This window comes from Lentzea sp. NPDC004782, assembly GCF_040609115.1.
In the GTDB taxonomy this organism is placed as follows: Bacteria; Actinomycetota; Actinomycetes; order Mycobacteriales; family Pseudonocardiaceae; genus Lentzea.
This window is the reverse complement of the sequence record NZ_JBEXJN010000074.1, coordinates 22,566-37,753: the sequence shown is the minus strand read 5'-3', so window position 1 is coordinate 37,753 and position 15,188 is coordinate 22,566. Positions and strand designations below refer to the sequence as shown.

Below are 15,188 nucleotides of genomic sequence, written 5' to 3'. Positions count from 1 at the left end.
CGCTCCGGGGGCCCCGTCGGGGGTGGGGCGGGGGGCGGTCCCCCGGTTTTCGTGGGGGGGTGGTGGTGGGGGGGCGCCTTCATCGATCTCAGGTGGATGAAGGCGCCCTTCATCCACGACGGGGATCCTCTTCCGGCAGGGGTGGTCGGCGGGACATAGAGTCGGCGGCGGCCGAAACACGAGTGCCGGGTTCGCCGGCGCAGGAGGAACCCGTGCTTGCGCTGTCGGTGTTGTTGCTGGTGGCCGTGCTCGTGTGCGCGGTCGTGCGGCCGTGGGGCTGGCCCGAGGCGGCCGTCGCGGTACCGGCGGCGATCCTCGTCGTGCTGGTCGGCGCGTTGCCCGTTCAGCACGCGGTGGACGAGGCGGTGCGGCTCGGGCCCGTGATCGGGTTCCTGGCCGCGATTCTCGTGCTGGCGCAGCTGTGCGACGACGAGGGCCTCTTCCAGGCGTGCGGAACGTGGATGGCACGGGCGTCCGGTGGGCGGCCGCGGACGTTGCTGGGCGGTGTGTTCGTCACGGCGTCGCTGATCACGGCGGTGCTGAGCCTGGACGCGACGGTCGTGCTGCTGACGCCGGTGGTGTTCGCGACGGCGGCTCAGCTCGGCGTGCGGCCGAAACCGCACGTGTACGCGTGCACGCACCTGTCGAACAGCGCGTCGCTGCTGCTGCCGGTGTCGAACCTGACCAACCTGCTGGCGTTCGCGTCCAGCGGCCTGAGCTTCACGCGGTTCGCGGGGCTGATGGCGTTGCCGTGGGTCGTGGCCATCGGGGTCGAGTACCTCGTGTTCCGGTGGTTCTTCCGCACCGATCTCGACGCGCCCGCCCACGCCCCGGCCGAACGGCCGCCGGGGGAGCTGCCGGTGTTCGCGCTGGCCGCGGTCGGGCTGACGCTCGTCGGGTTCGTCGTGGCGTCGGCGACCGGGATCGACCCGGCCTGGGCCGCGTGTGCGGGGGCGGTGGCGATGGCGGTGCGGGCGCTGGTCCGGCGCCGCACGTCCGTGCTGAAGATCGTGCAGTCCGCTTCGTTGCCGTTCCTCGCTTTTGTTCTCGGCCTCGGGATCGTGGTGCGGGCGGTGGTGGACAACGGGCTCGACGACCTTCTGCGGCAGGTGGTGCCGAGCGGCAACGGTCTGGTCGCCCTGCTCGCGGTGGCGGCCGTCGCGGCCGTGCTGGCCAACGTGATCAACAACCTGCCCGCGGTGCTCGTGCTGCTGCCGCTGGTCGCGCCGTTCGGGGCCGGTGCGGTGCTGGCGGTGCTGCTGGGCGTCAACCTGGGGCCGAACCTCACCTACGCCGGGTCGCTCGCGACGTTGCTGTGGCGGCGGATCGTGCACGACCACGACACCGAGGTGAACCTGGCCGAGTTCACCCGGCTGGGCCTGCTCGCCGTGCCTGCCACCCTGGTCGGTGCCGTCGTGGCACTGTGGGCGTCCCTGCACGTGATCGGAGGATGACCATGACAGTTGTCGTGTGGATCGCCGACGACACCTGGCAGTCCAGTGTGGACGCCGCTCGGGCGCACGGCTCGGAGTTCCTGCTGCTGCACGTCAGCGACCACGACGTGCCCGGTGCCGCGCACGGCGCGTTCGCCGGGCTGTTCGGCCGGCACCCGTCGCGCGATCCTGGCAGCAGGCTGGACGACCTCGCCGCCGGCCACGCGGCCCGGTTGCTCGAAGCGGCCGCCGAACGGCTGGGGCTGCCGTGCACGACGTCCGCGCGGGTGGGGCGGGTCGAGCACGAAGTCGTTGCGGCTGCTCAAAACGCCTCTCTGCTCGTGGTGTGCCGTGACGGCGACGTCAGCCACGCCGGTCCGCGCAGCCTCGGCCCGGCGACGCGGTTCGTCGTCGACCACGCGCCCTGTCCGGTGCTGCTGGTCTGGCCGACCTGAAGTTGCGTACACGCAAAATTGCGTGTACGCATGTAAGTATGAGAGCAAAAGGCATCGCCTACGACACCGGCTTCGTCCGCCACGGCGAGATCTCCGTGCCGGCGTTCGACCTCGACGTGGTCCGCGAGGACCTGACCGTCATCCGGGACGACCTGCACTGCAACGCCGTGCACCTCATCGGCGGCTCACCGGAACGGCTGGAGCAGGCCGCCCGCGTCGCCGCCGGCCTCGGGCTGGAGATCTGGTTCTCGCCGTACCCGCTGGAGCTCACGCGGACCGAGATCCTGGAGCTGTTCGTGGACTGCGCCCAACGCGCCGAGCGGATTCGCGCCGAGGGTGCCGAGGTCGTGTTCGTCGCTGGGGTCGAGCTGAGCATCATGAACAAGGGGTTCATGGACGGCGACGACGTGCTGGACCGGGTCCAGCGGCTGTTCGGTCACCCCGACCGGGTGCGCGAGGTCAGCACGCGGCTCAACGAGTTCCTGGCGGAGGCGGTCACGGCGGTCCGCGCGGAGTTCCGCGGCCGGCTCACCTACGCCTGCATCCAGTTCGAGAACGTCGACTGGAGCCTGTTCGACGTGCTGTCGTTCGAGCTGATCCGGTCGGCCGAGGTCGCCGACCGGTATCCCGAGGCGGTGCGCAGCCTGGTGGCGCAGGGGAAACCGGTCGCGATCACCGGGTTCGGCACGGCCGCGTGGCGCGGCTCGGGCGCGGTGGCGCCGCGCAGCATGGAGATCGTCGAGCACGACGCGGCCGGGCTGCCGGTGCGCATCAAGGACGGGTACGTCCGCGACGAGCAGGAGCAGGCCGTCTACCTGCGCGAACTGCTGGAGATCTTCGAGGCGGAGGGCGTGGACGGTGCGTTCGTGTACATGTTCGCGCTCGCCAACTACCCGCACCGGCCGGACGAGCCGAGCCGTGACCTCGACATGGCCGGCCCCGGCATCGTGAAGGTCTACGAGGACGGCACCTGGGAGCCCAAGGCGGCGTTCGGCGCGGTCGCCGAGGTCTACGCGCGGATCTGAAGCGGTGCCAGATGCGCCGGTAGCAACGCCACGTGCTCGGCGAGCAGGTCGATGAACGCCGCCGCCACCGGATCCGGATCGTGCCGGGTGAACGCCGCGATCGGCCGCCGCACCGCAGGTTCCGGGAACGCCACCGTGACGGCGTCGGTGGGGGAGAGAACGTTGGCGGGCACCAGAGCCGGACCCAGACCGGCGGCGGCGAGCCGGGGCGCCGCACTCGTCTGCAACGTCCGCACGGCCACCTTCGGCACGAACCCGGCGGCGGCACAGACCTGGTCCACCACGTCGGCAAGCCCGTTCTGCCGCTCGTAGTGCACCCACCGGCGGCCGGCCAGGTCGCGCACGGGCAACCGGCCGTCCGGCACGGGTTCGCCGGTGGGCAGCACGAGCACGAACTCCTCGACGCCGAGATCGCGGACCGGCCCGTGCCACGTCGCCGGTCGCGGCGCCACGGCGACGTCCGCGAACCCGTCCCGCACGGCCTCTTCGAGCCGTTCCCGATGCGTGAATTCGCTCAACCGCAGCTCGACCAGCGGGTACCGCTCCTGCCACTGGTGCACGACCGGCAGCAGTGCCCCGAGCGTCAACGACTGCAGGGACGCCACGTGCAGCTCGCCGGTCCGCAGTCCGGCGGCCTGCCGCCCTGCGTCCCGCACGCGGTGGGCCTCGGCGAGCAGCGCGCGGGCGGCGGGCAGGATCGCGCGGCCCACCGGGGTCGGTCCGACCCCGCGTTCGAGCAGCGGGGCGCCGATGACCCGTTCCAGCTCGCGGATGCTGCGCGACAGCGCGGGCTGGGTCACGTTCGTGGCCTCGGCCGCCGCCGTGAACGTGCCGTGCTCGATCACCGCGAGAAAGCGCTCGACCTGTTGAACAGTGACCATGCGCAAAGTTTATGGAGTGCGCAAAGAACTGGCATTGGACGCATAGTCGCAGCTCGTCGACGCTGGAGGAAACCCCAGAAGGAGACTGAACGTGTCACTCGACCTCAACGGCAGCCGGATTCTCGTGATCGGCGGAGGGTCCGGCATCGCCCGCGCGATCGCCGTCGCCGCGCACCGGGCCGGCGCGACGCTCGTGCTGGCCGGCCGGGACAAGACCAGGCTCGACGAGACCGCCGAGCTCGTCGGTGGCGCCGAGACCGCGACCGTCGACCTCGGTGACGAGACCACCGTCGCCGCGCTCGCCGAGTCCGCCGGCGCGGTCGACCACGTGATCAGCACGGCGGGTGCGGCGGCGAACGGCCCGGTGCGGGAGCTCGGCGCCGATGCGGTTCAGCGTGCGTTCGACGCCAAGGTGATCGGCCCGATCCTGCTGGCCAAGCACCTGACCGTGCGCGGCTCGTTCCTGTTCTTCTCCGGTGTCGTCGGCTGGCGTCCCGCTCCCGGACGCGTCGTCATGGCCACCGCCAACGGCGCGCTGGGCCATCTGGTCGAGGCGCTGTCCGTGGAGCTGGCCCCGGTGCGGGTCAACGCGATCTCGCCCGGGATCGTCGACTCCGGACTGTGGGACGGCATGGGCGAGCGGAAGGCGGCCTTCCTGGACGGTGTCGCGGCCTCGGTGCCGGCGCGGAGGTTCGGCACCACGGACGACATCGCCGAGGCCGCGTTGTTCGCGCTCACCAACCGGTTCACCACCGGCACCGTGCTGCACGTGGACGGCGGCGGCCGTTGGGCGTGAAAACCGCTTGGCCCGCTTGGGACAATTGCACGCATCATGAGGACAAGGCTGCGTGCGATCGCCCACGAGACCGTCGCGATCGCGGAGCGAGGTTCCTGCGACGGCATCCCGATCGCCGTCGCTCCCGCGGTGGCGGGAACCCGGCTCCACCTGCCGGAGGAAGAGCTTTCCCTGCCCGCGCAGGGAGAACCGCCGACGGTCGAGGTGACCAACGAGTCCACTTTGGAGGCGACGCGGCGGCTCGGCGGTGACCTGGCCTGTCTGGTCTTCGCCTCCGCGCGCAACCCCGGTGGCGGGTTCCTCAACGGTGCGCAGGCGCAGGAGGAGAGCGTCGCACGTGCGTCGGCGCTCTACCCCTGCCTGCTCGCGGCCGGTGACTTCTACGCGCATCACCGCGCGCACGAGGACCTCACCTACAGCGACCGCGTGATCTACTCGCCGAACGTGCCGGTTTTCCGCGACGACGAGGGAAATCTCCTCGCCGAGCCCTACGAGGTCTCGTTCCTCACCGCCGCGGCGCCCAACCTGTCCGCGATCCAGCGCAACCAGCCCGGTCGCGCCGCCGACGTTCCCGCCGTCCTGGAGCGCCGCGCCGTCCGCGTGCTGCGCCTGGCCGCGGCGCACGGCCATCGGCGGCTCGTGCTCGGCGCGTGGGGTTGCGGGGTGTTCGGCAACGACCCCGCGACCGTCGCCCAGGCGTTCCGGACGGCGTTGCGCGACAACCGCTTCTTCGACCACGTCGTGTTCGCCGTGCTCGACCGGCAGAGCGGCACGCCGACGCTGACCGCGTTCGTGGACGCCCTCACCTGACCTCCGTGAACCCGTCCGGGATCTGCGTCTTGAGCTGCGCGAGGTTCTCCGGGGTGGGCGGCAGCCACGTCACGTCGAACGTCGACGCGCCGTCCTGCAGCCAGCGCCAGCGCATCGGCAGGTAGGTGGTGGCGTCGACCCACATCTCGGTCGCCGTCCCCGCCTTGTCTGCGGCGATGCTCAGACGGACGGTCTGCGTGCCGTTGATGGGATCTCCCGGCCCGGCCGCGGTGATGCGGCCGTCCTTGATCGCCTTCTGGATCTTCTCCGGCGTCCACACGTCGTCGTCCGACGGCGTCTCGCCGGGCTGCGACCGGTACGTGCGGGCGCGGTGGTCGACGAAGATGTCACCGGCGGCCGAGCGGCTGAGGTCCACGATCGTCCTGCCGTCCACGGAGGCCCGGTAGCGGAACGCGCTGCCGTCCGCGGCGTGCCACCGTTCGCTCAGCCCCTTCTCGCCCGGCTTGAAGTACTTCTCGCCTTGAACTGCGGGTGCCTGTTCGTGGATCACCATCCCCCGCACGCCGTCGAGCGCGCTCTTCGTCTGCTGAAGCACCTGTGCGACCTCGATCGGTGCGGTCGTCCGGGGTGTTGCGGGCGCCAGCACGACGGCTGCCGCTGCTGCTGCGGCGACCAACGGGACCGCGAGCCAGGCCCGGCGGCGGCGGGACTGCTTGCGCCGCACGGCCGCGAGCAGCGCGGGGGAGTCGGCGGTCACGCCGATGACCTCGGCGCGCAGCACGGTGCGCACGTCGTCGAGCAGTTCGTTGTCAGTAGCCATGAGCGTTCTCCGTGATCTGCTCTCCGAGCAACTGCCGCAACCGCGCGACGGCCCGGCTCGTGTGCGCTTTCACCGTTCCTTCGGACGTGCGCAGTGCCTCGGCCGTCTCCGCCACCGACAGGTCGGCGAAGAACCGAAGCACCACGACTTCCCGTTGCCGCGCGGGCAGTTTCGCCAACGCCCGGCGCACCGCGTCGCGGTTGGCCACCGAGGCGGCGAGGTCGTGGTCCGTCGTCACCTGGTCGACGTTGGTCAGCTCGTGTTCCCGCACCCGTCTGCGGGCCCGGCGCCAGCGGTCGCGCGCCAGGTTGACCAGCACCTGCCGGACGAACGCCTCGGGCGCCGTGTGGACGGACTTCCAGCGCGCCGCCAGCTTCATCAGCGCTGTCTGCAGGATGTCCTCGGCATGGCCGACGTCCCCCACCAGAAGCACAGCTGTGCGCAGCAGCGCGGTCGACCGGTCGAGCACGAACCGGTCGAAGTCGACGCTCATCTCTCGTTGCACGCCCTGGTAGACGACCGGCGGACAATGCCGGTTGACATCACGCGAAAACGCTCCGACCTGTGCTGAGCCGTCGTTGAGCCAGGTTGGCATCACCGTGGTGCCGGAATGGCTTGTGTGTGGTGCCATGGTGTGCCATAGTGGTGCCATGGACCTGACGCCGTACGTGAACTCCCTCGGTCGCGAGCTCCTGACCGCCGCAGACGCCGGTGGCGCGGACGCCAGTGCGCTGATCGAGCGGCTGACCGTGTCGATGGAGTCGGCGATCCGGCTCGCACTGCTCGAAGCGCTGTCGGCCGCCGCCGACGAGATCACCCAGGAGCTCGCCCCCGGCTCGGTGCAGGTGCGCCTGCGCGGCCGTGACCCGGAGTTCGTGGTTGCCGTGCCGAAGGTGGAGCAGCCGGTCGACGAGACCCCCGCCGCGGCGCCGGTCACCGACGCGGGCCTGGAGGACGGGCCCGCGGTGCGGATCAACGTCCGGCTCCCCGAACAGCTCAAGGCCGCGGTCGAGGAGGCCGCGGGCAGGGAGGGCCGGTCCGTCAACGCGTGGCTGGTCCGGGCCGCGTCGGCCGCCCTGCGGTCGTCCGGGCGTGAGCCCGACGCCGAACCGCGCGGCAAGTTCGCCTCCCAGCGCTTCACCGGGTGGGTGCGCTAGCCGGCGCGCCTTTCACTTCGCCCCGCCGACCTGCGGGGATGTTCTTCCACCACGTTCTGAGGGGACAGCCATGCCTTCTTTCGACTCTCCGCTGCCGATCACCGCCACGGTCGACATCTACGTCGGCTACGTGCAGCTCATCGCGAGCGACCGGTTCGACACCGTCGTCGACGTCCGCCCGTCCGACCCTGCTGACTCCTCCGACGTCGAAGCCGCGGAGGCGACCCGCGTCGAGTTCGTCGACGGCGAGCTCATCGTCCGCGGCCCGAAGCGGATGTTCGACTTCTCCAAGAAGTCCAGGTCCGTCGACGTGGTGGTCGAGCTGCCGACCGGCTCCCAGGCCCGCGTCGACGTGACGGCAGGCAGCGTGCGCGGCACCGGGCAGCTGGGGGAGTGCCGCGTCAAGAACTCGATCGGGCGCATCAACCTCGACCGCACCGGCCCGCTGCGCGCCGACGCGTCCGCCGGTGACCTCACCGTGGGCGACGTCGGCGGCGACGCCGACCTGCACTCCGGCACCGGGCAGATCACCGCGGGAAACGTCGCCGGCAGTGCCCGCGTCAGGAACTCCAACGGCAACACCGAACTCGGCGCGGTCGCCGGTGACCTGAGGGTGCGCGCGGCCAACGGCAACATCACCGTCGCGCGGGCCGGTGCCGACGTGGACGTCAAGACCTCCATGGGGCACATCAGCATCGGTGAGCTCGTGCAGGGCGAGGCCGGGCTGATCACCTCGATGGGCAACCTGGAGTTCGGCATCGCACAGGGCACCGCCGCGTGGCTCGACCTCAAGACCGCGTTCGGCCGGGTCAGCAACGAGCTGGGCGCGAGTGAGGGACCCGAGCTGTCCGACAACACCGTCCGGGTCACCGCGCACACCGCCACCGGCGACATCGTCGTCCGCCGCGCCTGAGGGGAACGCCCATGAACGCGATCACGGCGACCGGCCTGCGCCGGTCCTACGGCGACCACGTCGTGCTCGACGGCGTCGACCTGAACGTCCAGCGCGGCACCGTTTTCTCGTTGCTCGGCGCGAACGGCGCGGGCAAGACCACCACGGTCAAGATCCTCTCCACGCTGATCCGCGCGGACGGCGGCAGCGCGACGGTCGCGGGCCACGACGTGGCACGGGATCCCGACGCGGTCCGCAAGGCGATCGGCGTCACCGGCCAGTTCTCCGCCGTCGACAACCTGTTGACGGGCCGGGAGAACCTGAAACTGATGGCAGACCTGAACCACCTCGGCCGGGTCGAGGGCAGGGTGAAGGTCCAGCTGCTGCTGGAGCAGTTCGACATCGCCGACGCGGCCGACAAGCCCGCCGCCACCTACTCCGGCGGCATGCGGCGCCGTCTCGACCTCGCGATGACGCTGGTCGGGTCACCGCAGGTGATCTTCCTCGACGAGCCGACCACCGGCCTCGACCCGCGCAGCCGCCGGGCCATGTGGGAGATCGTGCGGCGGCTCGTCGCGGACGGCGTCACGATCTTCCTCACCACCCAGTACCTGGAGGAGGCCGACGAGCTCGCCGACCGGATCGCGGTGCTCGACCACGGCAGGATCGTCGCCGAGGGCACCCCGGACGAGCTCAAGCGGCGCATCCCCGGCGGCCACGTCCTGTTGCAGTTCAACGACCTTCAGCACCTCGAAGCCGCCACGCGGGTCGTCGCCAACGCGTCCCGTGACGGCGAGGCGCTCGCGTTGCGCGTGCCGAACGACGGCAGCGTCGGCTCGCTCAAGGCGCTGCTCGACCGGCTCGACGGGAACGCCGTCCCGGTCGACTCGCTGAGCACCCACACACCCGACCTCGACGACGTCTTCCTCGCCCTCACCGAGAAGGTGAACCAGCCATGACCTACGTGTTGACCGACTCGGCGACGATGGTGCGCCGCAACCTCAAGCGGATGATCCGCTACCCGTCGATGACCTTGCAGCTCATGCTGCTGCCGGTCATCTTCCTGCTGCTGTTCGTCTACGTCTTCGGCGGCACGCTGGGCGCCGGCATCGGCGGACCGGCCGGCGGCCGTGCCGAGTACCTCGACTACGTCACGCCGACCATCGTCCTGATGGCGATCACCGCCGCCGTGCAGGGCACGAGCATCTCGATCGCGATGGACATGACCGAGGGCATCGTGGATCGCTTCCGCACCATGGCGATCGCCCGCGTGTCCGTCCTCACCGGACACGTGATCGGCAGCCTGGTGCAGACCGTGCTCGCGATGTCGCTGGTGTTCGGCGTCGCGGTGGCCATCGGGTTCCAGCCGCGGGCGAACCTGGCCGAGTGGCTCGCGCTGGCCGGTCTGCTGGTGGCCATGGCGTTCGCGCTCATCTGGTTCTCCGCCGCTCTCGGTCTGGTGAGCAAGTCCGTCGAGTCGTCGAGCAACGTCGGCACGCCGATGCTCCTGCTCCCGTTCTTCGGCAACGGTTTCGTGCCCACCGACTCGATGCCCGGGGCACTGCGGTGGTTCGCCGAGTACCAGCCGTTCACCCCGTTCATCGCCGCCCTGCGCGGACTGCTGATGGGCACACCGATCGGCAACAACGGCTACATCGCGCTGGGCTGGTGCGCCATCATCGGCTTCGGCGGCTACTTCTGGGCCAAGAAGCTCTTCAACCGCGAATCCACCCGCTGAAGGAGATTTGGGATCATGCAGCACGGCTTGCCGATGGACCGCGACGTCACCCCGTTCGACCCTCCCAGCCGGATCACCGAGCTGCGGTCGAGCCGTCCGGTCAGCCCGATGCTCTTCCCCGACGGCCACGAGGGGTGGCTGATCACCGGCTACGAAGCGGTGCGAGCCGCGTTGGCCGACACCAGGTTCAGCAACCGGCAGGACCTCGGCATCGTCCACGTGCCGTTCCCGACGCCGGGAATGCCGGAGCAGACCGAGCCGTCCCCGCAGACACCGGGACTGTTCATCAGCATGGACCCGCCCGACCACACCCGGTTGCGGCGCAAGCTGACCGGCGCGTTCACCGTCAGAAGGATGAAGGCGCTGGAGGAAGGCATCATCGAGATCACCGAACGGCAGCTGGACGAGCTCGCGAAGCTCACCCCGCCGGTCGACCTCGTGAAGGAGTTCGCGCTTCCGGTGCCGTCGCTGGTGATCTGCGAGATCCTCGGGGTGCCCTACGCCGACCGCGAGACGTTCCAGTCGAACTCCACCAAGTTCATGGAACGCGACGTGAACCTCGAAGACAAGATGGCCGCGTACATGGCGATGCACACGTACCTGTACGAACTGGTCAGCCGCAAACGCGCCGAGCCCACCGACGACCTGCTGTCCGACCTGGCCCGCGACGAGGACCTCAGCCTGGAGGAACTCACCGGGATGGCGTTCTTGCTGCTGCTCGCCGGCCACGAGACGACCGCGAACATGTTGGCGCTGGGCACTTTCGCGCTGCTGGAGCACCCGGACCAGCTGGCCGCGCTGCGGGCGGAACCCGAGCTGATCCCCGAAGCCGTCGAGGAACTGCTGCGGTACCTGACGGTCGGCGACGTCTTCTTCCGTTACGCCGCAGAGGACATCGAGTTCTTCGGGGAGACGATCCGCGAGGGCTCGACGGTGATCCTGTCGCTGCTGGCGGGCAACCACGACCCGGAGAAGTTCGAGAACGCCGACACGCTGGACGTCCGCCGCAACGCCCGCGGGCACCTGTCGTTCGGGCACGGCATCCACCAGTGCCTCGGCCAGCAGCTGGCCCGCATCGAGATGCGCGCCGGGTTCTCCGGGCTGCTGCGCAGGTTCCCGGGCCTGCACCTCGCGGTCCAGGCCCGCGAGGTGAAGCTCAGGACCGACATGAACATCTACGGCGTGCACGCCCTGCCCGTCACCTGGGCCTGACGCCTCAGCTGATGTTGAGCCGGAACTCCTGCTCGGTCGCACCGGGGAAGCACTCCCAGATCTGCAGGATCACCCGGTCGTCGGTGCTGCGGAACGGCACGTCGAGGCACTTGTTGCCGCTGTGCCGGTTGACGAGCGTGACGTAGCCGTTGCCGAGCTCGTTGAGGCGCCACTGCTGGGTCTCGCTGCCGTTGCAGTTGAACTGCTGGGTGCGCGCACCGTTCCAGTTACCGCCGAACTCGATGTCGATGCACTTGCGGCTGGACTGGTTCGAGATCTCGTAGTACCCGTCCCGGTTCTGCAGGAACAGGAACTTGGCGGCGGGCGTGTTGTCGCAGCGGTACTGCTGGATCCACGCACCGTTGTCGCCGGACTGGCCCGCCAGGTTCACGCACTTGCCGCTGTTGCGGTTGATCACCTCGGCGTAGAACGCGCCGGGCGCGGCGCTCGCGGGCGTGGTGATCGTCGCCAGTGCCGCGATCGCCAGACCTGCGGCGAGGGCGAGGATTCTGCTGCGCATGTGTCGTACTCCCAACTGGGTTCGGGTGGTGTACGGCCAAGCTAGGCAACGGATTTGGTGCCAGGTAAGGGGAACTGGCGGCCAATGGCCGGTACCGGCCAGGGGGAGATGACCGGATTCGGACAGTGTCCGGATCCGGTCGTTCCCTCTCCGCCGATCTCCGCCTAGGTTCTGCGCCCATGGGACTGCGGAAAGTTCTGCTCGCCTTCGTGGTGAGCCTGTCGGCGCTGATCGCCACACCGGCACAGGCGGCGGAGCCGTGCGGGGTGTGGGAACGGCAGGTCTTCGCCATCACGGCAGCGGGCGGCCTGGTCGAGCACGACTTCTGCCTGGACGCCAATCGCACGGTGACCCGCTGGGTCCGGGAGAACGTGGTCGCGACCTCGGGCTGGGACCAGGTGTCCACGGCGTTCTGGTCGGGGGAGACGAACGGTGACGGGGTGTACTACCGCGTGATCGGTCCGAGGCTGTACTGGTCGAAGAACCTCCAGTCGTGGCAGCAGATCGGCGCCACCGCGGACTGGAGCCGGTACACCTCGCTGATCTCCACCGAGCCCGGCGTCATCTACGCCACCGAGCCGTCCGGTGCGGTGCTCCGCCGGACGCACCTCGGCTGGCAGAACGGCGCGGACACGTGGTCGGCCGACGTGCGGGCGGGCACCCTGCCCGGCGGGAGTGCGCTGCTGGGCCGCACCGTCGACGGGTTCGTCGGACTGACGAGCTCCAATGTCGAGAACGTCGTCAACCTGTGGCCGGACGGTTTCGGTGCGGTGAAGCTCCGCATCACCGTGCCGGCCGGGGTGGAGCGGACGACGGTCGTGCCGTTCGACCTGAAGAAGTACCGCACCTCCGGCTTCGGCCTCACCACTGGCGGCAGGCTGGTCCTGCTGCTGCCGACGAGCTGCGCGCAGCCCAAGCGCGACTGGCGGGCGGATGACGAGACCGGTGGCGGCTACCGCAAGATCTTCGCCGGCGGCTACCTCCATCCCAACGCCAGCCCGGTCGAGTGGCAGTGCGGCGCCCCCGGTACCGGCGGCAACTGACGGTGCGCCGGGTGCTCGATGAAGGGCTCCTTCATCCACCTGAGGTGCAGTAAGGCGCCCTTCATCGACGGCGGGCGCGGCTCAGTCCAGCCAGCCGTCGCGGACGATCATCGCGGTCGCCGTGATCCGGTTGTCCACGCCGAGCTGGTCGAGCGCGGCGGAGATGTGCCGGCGCACGGTCCGTTCGCTGACGTCGAGGTGGCGGGCGATCGCGGCGTCCGTCATCCCGCCGATCATCAACCGCAGCACGGTCCGCTGGTGGGCGGAGAACTTGCTGACCGTGCCGCCGTCGTGCAACGGCAGCGCCTGGTTCCACAGCATCTCGAAGTACATGCGCAGCGCGGCCACGATGACCGGAGCCCTGACCAGCACGGCACCCTCCATGCCGGTCCGGTCGAGGGGCAGCAGGGCCGCCCGGTCGTCGACGAGCACCATCTTCATCGGCAGCTCGGGCAGCACCCGCAGCTGCCACCCGCCCTCCGCGCAGCGCCGGACCATCTCGCCCGCGAACGGCAGGTCCAGCACCGGTCTGGAGTAGATGTTGCGGAACTGCACGCCGCGTTCCAGCACGGCGGCCGGCGGCACCTTGGCCGACCGGCCGTCCGGCGGGTTGCGGTAGTGCTCGGTTTCGAGGTTGGCGAAGTCGCGTTCGGCGGACAGGCACAGCTCGACCGACAGCGCGCCGATCTCCGCAGGGTCGGTGTGGACGCTGATGCCGCTGTCGTCGCGATCCGCATTGGCGACGAATTCTTTCTGCAGCGCCTGCATCTGCTCGCGGACCCGCACGATCATGCGGTGCTGGTCGAGGAGCTGGCGTTGCACGGTGATCAGCGCCTGGTCGACCGCGCGCGACGGTTCGACCGGCACGATCACCGGTTCGCCCACGAACCTCTTGCGGGCGAACCCGGCCTCGACCAGCTCCTCGACCTCGGGCAGGTCGGTGATGGGCAACCGGCCCGCCCGCAGCAGCCGTTGGTAGAGCTCGGCGGCGGGCGCGTTCAGCAACCCGGCCAGCAAGTCCGTCATTCCGATCCCCTCCGCGACGTGGCGGAGAACCTAGCCGACGGCCGCTAAACGGGTTTTACAGCCTCACGCCGTGAAGCCTCCGTCCGCGGTGATGTCCACTGGCGTGGATGAAGGGCGCCTTCATCCACGTAACCGCCCGGCTGGCGGGAATCGGATCGTCAGGCAGCGACCTCGCGCAGGTGCTCCAGCACGTACCCGTACGACCGGAACAACCCGCACTGCGCATAGGAAACTCCGCGTTGACGGCAGAACTCGCTCACGATCACCTGCGCGTGCTTCAGGTGCGGCCGCGGCATGCTCGGGAACAGGTGGTGCTCGATCTGGTAGTTCAGTCCGCCGAGCAGGAGGTCGACGAACCAGCCGCCGCGGACGTTGCGCGAGGTCAGCACCTGCTTGCGGAGGAAGTCGAGGGTGTGCCCGGCCGACAGCACCGGCATGCCCTTGTGGTTGGGGGCGAAGGAACATCCCATGTAGAAGCCCCACAAACCCTGGTGCACCAACACGAACACGATCGCGTACACGGGCGACAGCACCCAGAACACCGCGGCCAGGTAGACCACGACGTTCGCGATCATCAGGTACCGCTCACGCCCCGAGTACCGGATCGAGTGCCAGTGCAGGGCGAAGCCTTCCAGCAGCAGCAACGGGAAGAAGAACACCGCCTGACGCGAGGTGATCCACCGCAACGGGCCGCGCTTGGCCTCGCTCTGCCGCCGCGTGAACGCCAGCACCGAGATGTCGACGTCCGGGTCCTCGTCCTCGTGGTTGGGGTTGGCGTGGTGGCGGTTGTGCTTGCCGACCCACCAGTCCTGGCTGACCCCGATCAGTCCGCCGTGGACGTAGCCGGTGATCTCGTTCCACCGCTTCGACGCGAAGATCTGCTTGTGCCCGGCGTCGTGCCCGATGAACGCGAGCTGCGTCGTCGTCACCGCCAGCACGACCGCGACGGCGAGCTGCCACCACGAGTCGCCGATCAGCGCGAACGCCACCCACGCCCCCGCGTGGACGAGCAGGTTCGCGGTGATGCGGGCGCAGTAGTGGCCGCGCCGCCGGTCGAGCAGGCCGGCCTGCTTGATCTCGGTGGACAACTGGGCGAAGTCGCTCGCCGGCCGGTGTGCCATTCGCGCAGTATGCCGGGTCGCGGCGACCTGACCGTGCACGCGTGGTGAAGCGGTGCCGCGGCGCAGTCCCGCGAGCTCGGCGAGGTCGGCCTCGGCCGCGCTGAGCCGGCGCAGGACGTGGCGAGCGTGGCCCGCCAGCACGGCGCCCGCCTCCGTGGGGGCGCACACCCCTGGCCTGCCGGTGCAGCAGCGGCTGTCCGGCCTCGACTTCGAGCCCGCGCAGCTGCTGCGAGACCGCGGACGGGGTGTAACCGAGCTGCTCCGCGGTGCTCGTGGTGCCGGGCTCGTTCTGACTCAC

At 70.0% G+C, this 15,188-nt stretch carries 17 protein-coding genes and 1 pseudogene; 11 read left to right on the top strand and 7 right to left on the bottom strand.

Annotation, left to right across the window (positions count from 1 at the left end):
- Positions 1-212 precede the first annotated feature (212 nt).
- From ABZV40_RS40805 to ABZV40_RS40795, 3 genes are read left to right on the top strand one after another with little or no spacing between them, the layout of a single operon-like run.
- Positions 213-1,454 carry an SLC13 family permease gene (locus ABZV40_RS40805; protein ID WP_355454624.1) on the top strand — a complete coding sequence of 414 codons (1,242 nt, stop codon included), beginning with the start codon at positions 213-215 and terminating at the stop codon, positions 1,452-1,454.
- Between the two features lie 2 nt (positions 1,455-1,456).
- Positions 1,457-1,888 carry a universal stress protein gene (locus ABZV40_RS40800; protein ID WP_355454622.1) on the top strand — a complete coding sequence of 144 codons (432 nt, stop codon included), beginning with the start codon at positions 1,457-1,459 and terminating at the stop codon, positions 1,886-1,888.
- A gap of 38 nt (positions 1,889-1,926) precedes the next feature.
- Positions 1,927-2,913, top strand: a complete 987-nt coding sequence (locus ABZV40_RS40795; protein ID WP_355454620.1) for a hypothetical protein — start codon at positions 1,927-1,929, stop codon at positions 2,911-2,913.
- Here the strand turns inward: ABZV40_RS40795 and ABZV40_RS40790 are convergent.
- A complete protein-coding gene (locus ABZV40_RS40790; protein ID WP_355454618.1) occupies positions 2,898-3,794 on the bottom strand; it encodes a LysR family transcriptional regulator in 897 nt (298 codons plus the stop codon). The genes ABZV40_RS40795 and ABZV40_RS40790 overlap by 16 nt on opposite strands.
- Before the next feature lie 91 nt (positions 3,795-3,885).
- On the opposite strand from ABZV40_RS40790, the gene ABZV40_RS40785 reads away from it, so the two are divergent.
- Together ABZV40_RS40785 and ABZV40_RS40780 are read left to right on the top strand one after the other, a co-directional pair.
- Positions 3,886-4,590: an SDR family oxidoreductase gene (locus ABZV40_RS40785; RefSeq protein ID WP_355454616.1), complete on the top strand. Its 705-nt coding sequence runs from the start codon at positions 3,886-3,888 to the stop codon at positions 4,588-4,590.
- Between the two features lie 36 nt (positions 4,591-4,626).
- Positions 4,627-5,400 (top strand): TIGR02452 family protein, encoded by a 774-nt coding sequence (locus ABZV40_RS40780; protein ID WP_355454614.1) that lies wholly within the window; start codon positions 4,627-4,629, stop codon positions 5,398-5,400.
- Here the strand turns inward: ABZV40_RS40780 and ABZV40_RS40775 are convergent.
- Positions 5,393-6,181: a hypothetical protein gene (locus ABZV40_RS40775; RefSeq protein ID WP_355454612.1), complete on the bottom strand. Its 789-nt coding sequence runs from the start codon at positions 6,179-6,181 to the stop codon at positions 5,393-5,395. The two genes, ABZV40_RS40780 and ABZV40_RS40775, sit on opposite strands and share 8 nt — an antisense overlap.
- Positions 6,171-6,674 (bottom strand): SigE family RNA polymerase sigma factor, encoded by a 504-nt coding sequence (locus tag ABZV40_RS40770; protein WP_355454610.1) that lies wholly within the window; start codon positions 6,672-6,674, stop codon positions 6,171-6,173. Before ABZV40_RS40770 ends, ABZV40_RS40775 begins: the two co-directional genes overlap by 11 nt.
- 157 nt (positions 6,675-6,831) lie before the next feature.
- Here ABZV40_RS40770 and ABZV40_RS40765 point away from each other — a divergent pair, with 157 nt between their 5' ends.
- The 5 genes from ABZV40_RS40765 (at position 6,832) to ABZV40_RS40745 (ending at position 11,180) form a co-directional block, all read left to right on the top strand.
- On the top strand, positions 6,832-7,338 hold the full coding sequence (locus ABZV40_RS40765) for a ribbon-helix-helix protein, CopG family (protein ID WP_355454608.1): 507 nt from the start codon (positions 6,832-6,834) through the stop codon (positions 7,336-7,338).
- Between the two features lie 70 nt (positions 7,339-7,408).
- Positions 7,409-8,251: a DUF4097 family beta strand repeat-containing protein gene (locus ABZV40_RS40760; RefSeq protein ID WP_355454606.1), complete on the top strand. Its 843-nt coding sequence runs from the start codon at positions 7,409-7,411 to the stop codon at positions 8,249-8,251.
- Between the two features lie 11 nt (positions 8,252-8,262).
- Positions 8,263-9,189, top strand: a complete 927-nt coding sequence (locus ABZV40_RS40755; protein WP_355454604.1) for an ATP-binding cassette domain-containing protein — start codon at positions 8,263-8,265, stop codon at positions 9,187-9,189.
- Positions 9,186-9,968 carry an ABC transporter permease gene (locus tag ABZV40_RS40750; RefSeq protein ID WP_355454602.1) on the top strand — a complete coding sequence of 261 codons (783 nt, stop codon included), beginning with the start codon at positions 9,186-9,188 and terminating at the stop codon, positions 9,966-9,968. Before ABZV40_RS40755 ends, ABZV40_RS40750 begins: the two co-directional genes overlap by 4 nt.
- A 15-nt stretch (positions 9,969-9,983) precedes the next feature.
- A complete protein-coding gene (locus ABZV40_RS40745) occupies positions 9,984-11,180 on the top strand; it encodes a cytochrome P450 (protein ID WP_355454600.1) in 1,197 nt (398 codons plus the stop codon).
- Positions 11,181-11,184: 4 nt separating this feature from the next.
- Here the strand turns inward: ABZV40_RS40745 and ABZV40_RS40740 are convergent, their stop codons facing one another.
- Positions 11,185-11,700, bottom strand: a complete 516-nt coding sequence (locus ABZV40_RS40740) for an RICIN domain-containing protein (protein ID WP_355454598.1) — start codon at positions 11,698-11,700, stop codon at positions 11,185-11,187.
- Between the two features lie 179 nt (positions 11,701-11,879).
- Here ABZV40_RS40740 and ABZV40_RS40735 point away from each other — a divergent pair, with 179 nt between their 5' ends.
- Entirely contained in the window at positions 11,880-12,743 is an 864-nt protein-coding gene (locus ABZV40_RS40735) for a hypothetical protein (RefSeq protein ID WP_355454596.1), read from the top strand.
- An 81-nt stretch (positions 12,744-12,824) separates the two neighbouring features.
- Here the strand turns inward: ABZV40_RS40735 and ABZV40_RS40730 are convergent, their stop codons facing one another.
- The 3 genes and pseudogenes from ABZV40_RS40730 to ABZV40_RS40720 all read right to left on the bottom strand — a co-directional run.
- Complete coding sequence (locus ABZV40_RS40730) at positions 12,825-13,769, bottom strand: LuxR C-terminal-related transcriptional regulator (protein WP_355454594.1); 945 nt, start codon at positions 13,767-13,769, stop codon at positions 12,825-12,827.
- A 158-nt stretch (positions 13,770-13,927) separates the two neighbouring features.
- Complete coding sequence (locus tag ABZV40_RS40725; RefSeq protein ID WP_355454628.1) at positions 13,928-14,890, bottom strand: acyl-CoA desaturase; 963 nt, start codon at positions 14,888-14,890, stop codon at positions 13,928-13,930.
- Between the two features lie 211 nt (positions 14,891-15,101).
- Positions 15,102-15,188, bottom strand: a pseudogene (locus ABZV40_RS40720) (LysR family transcriptional regulator); the annotation flags it as partial.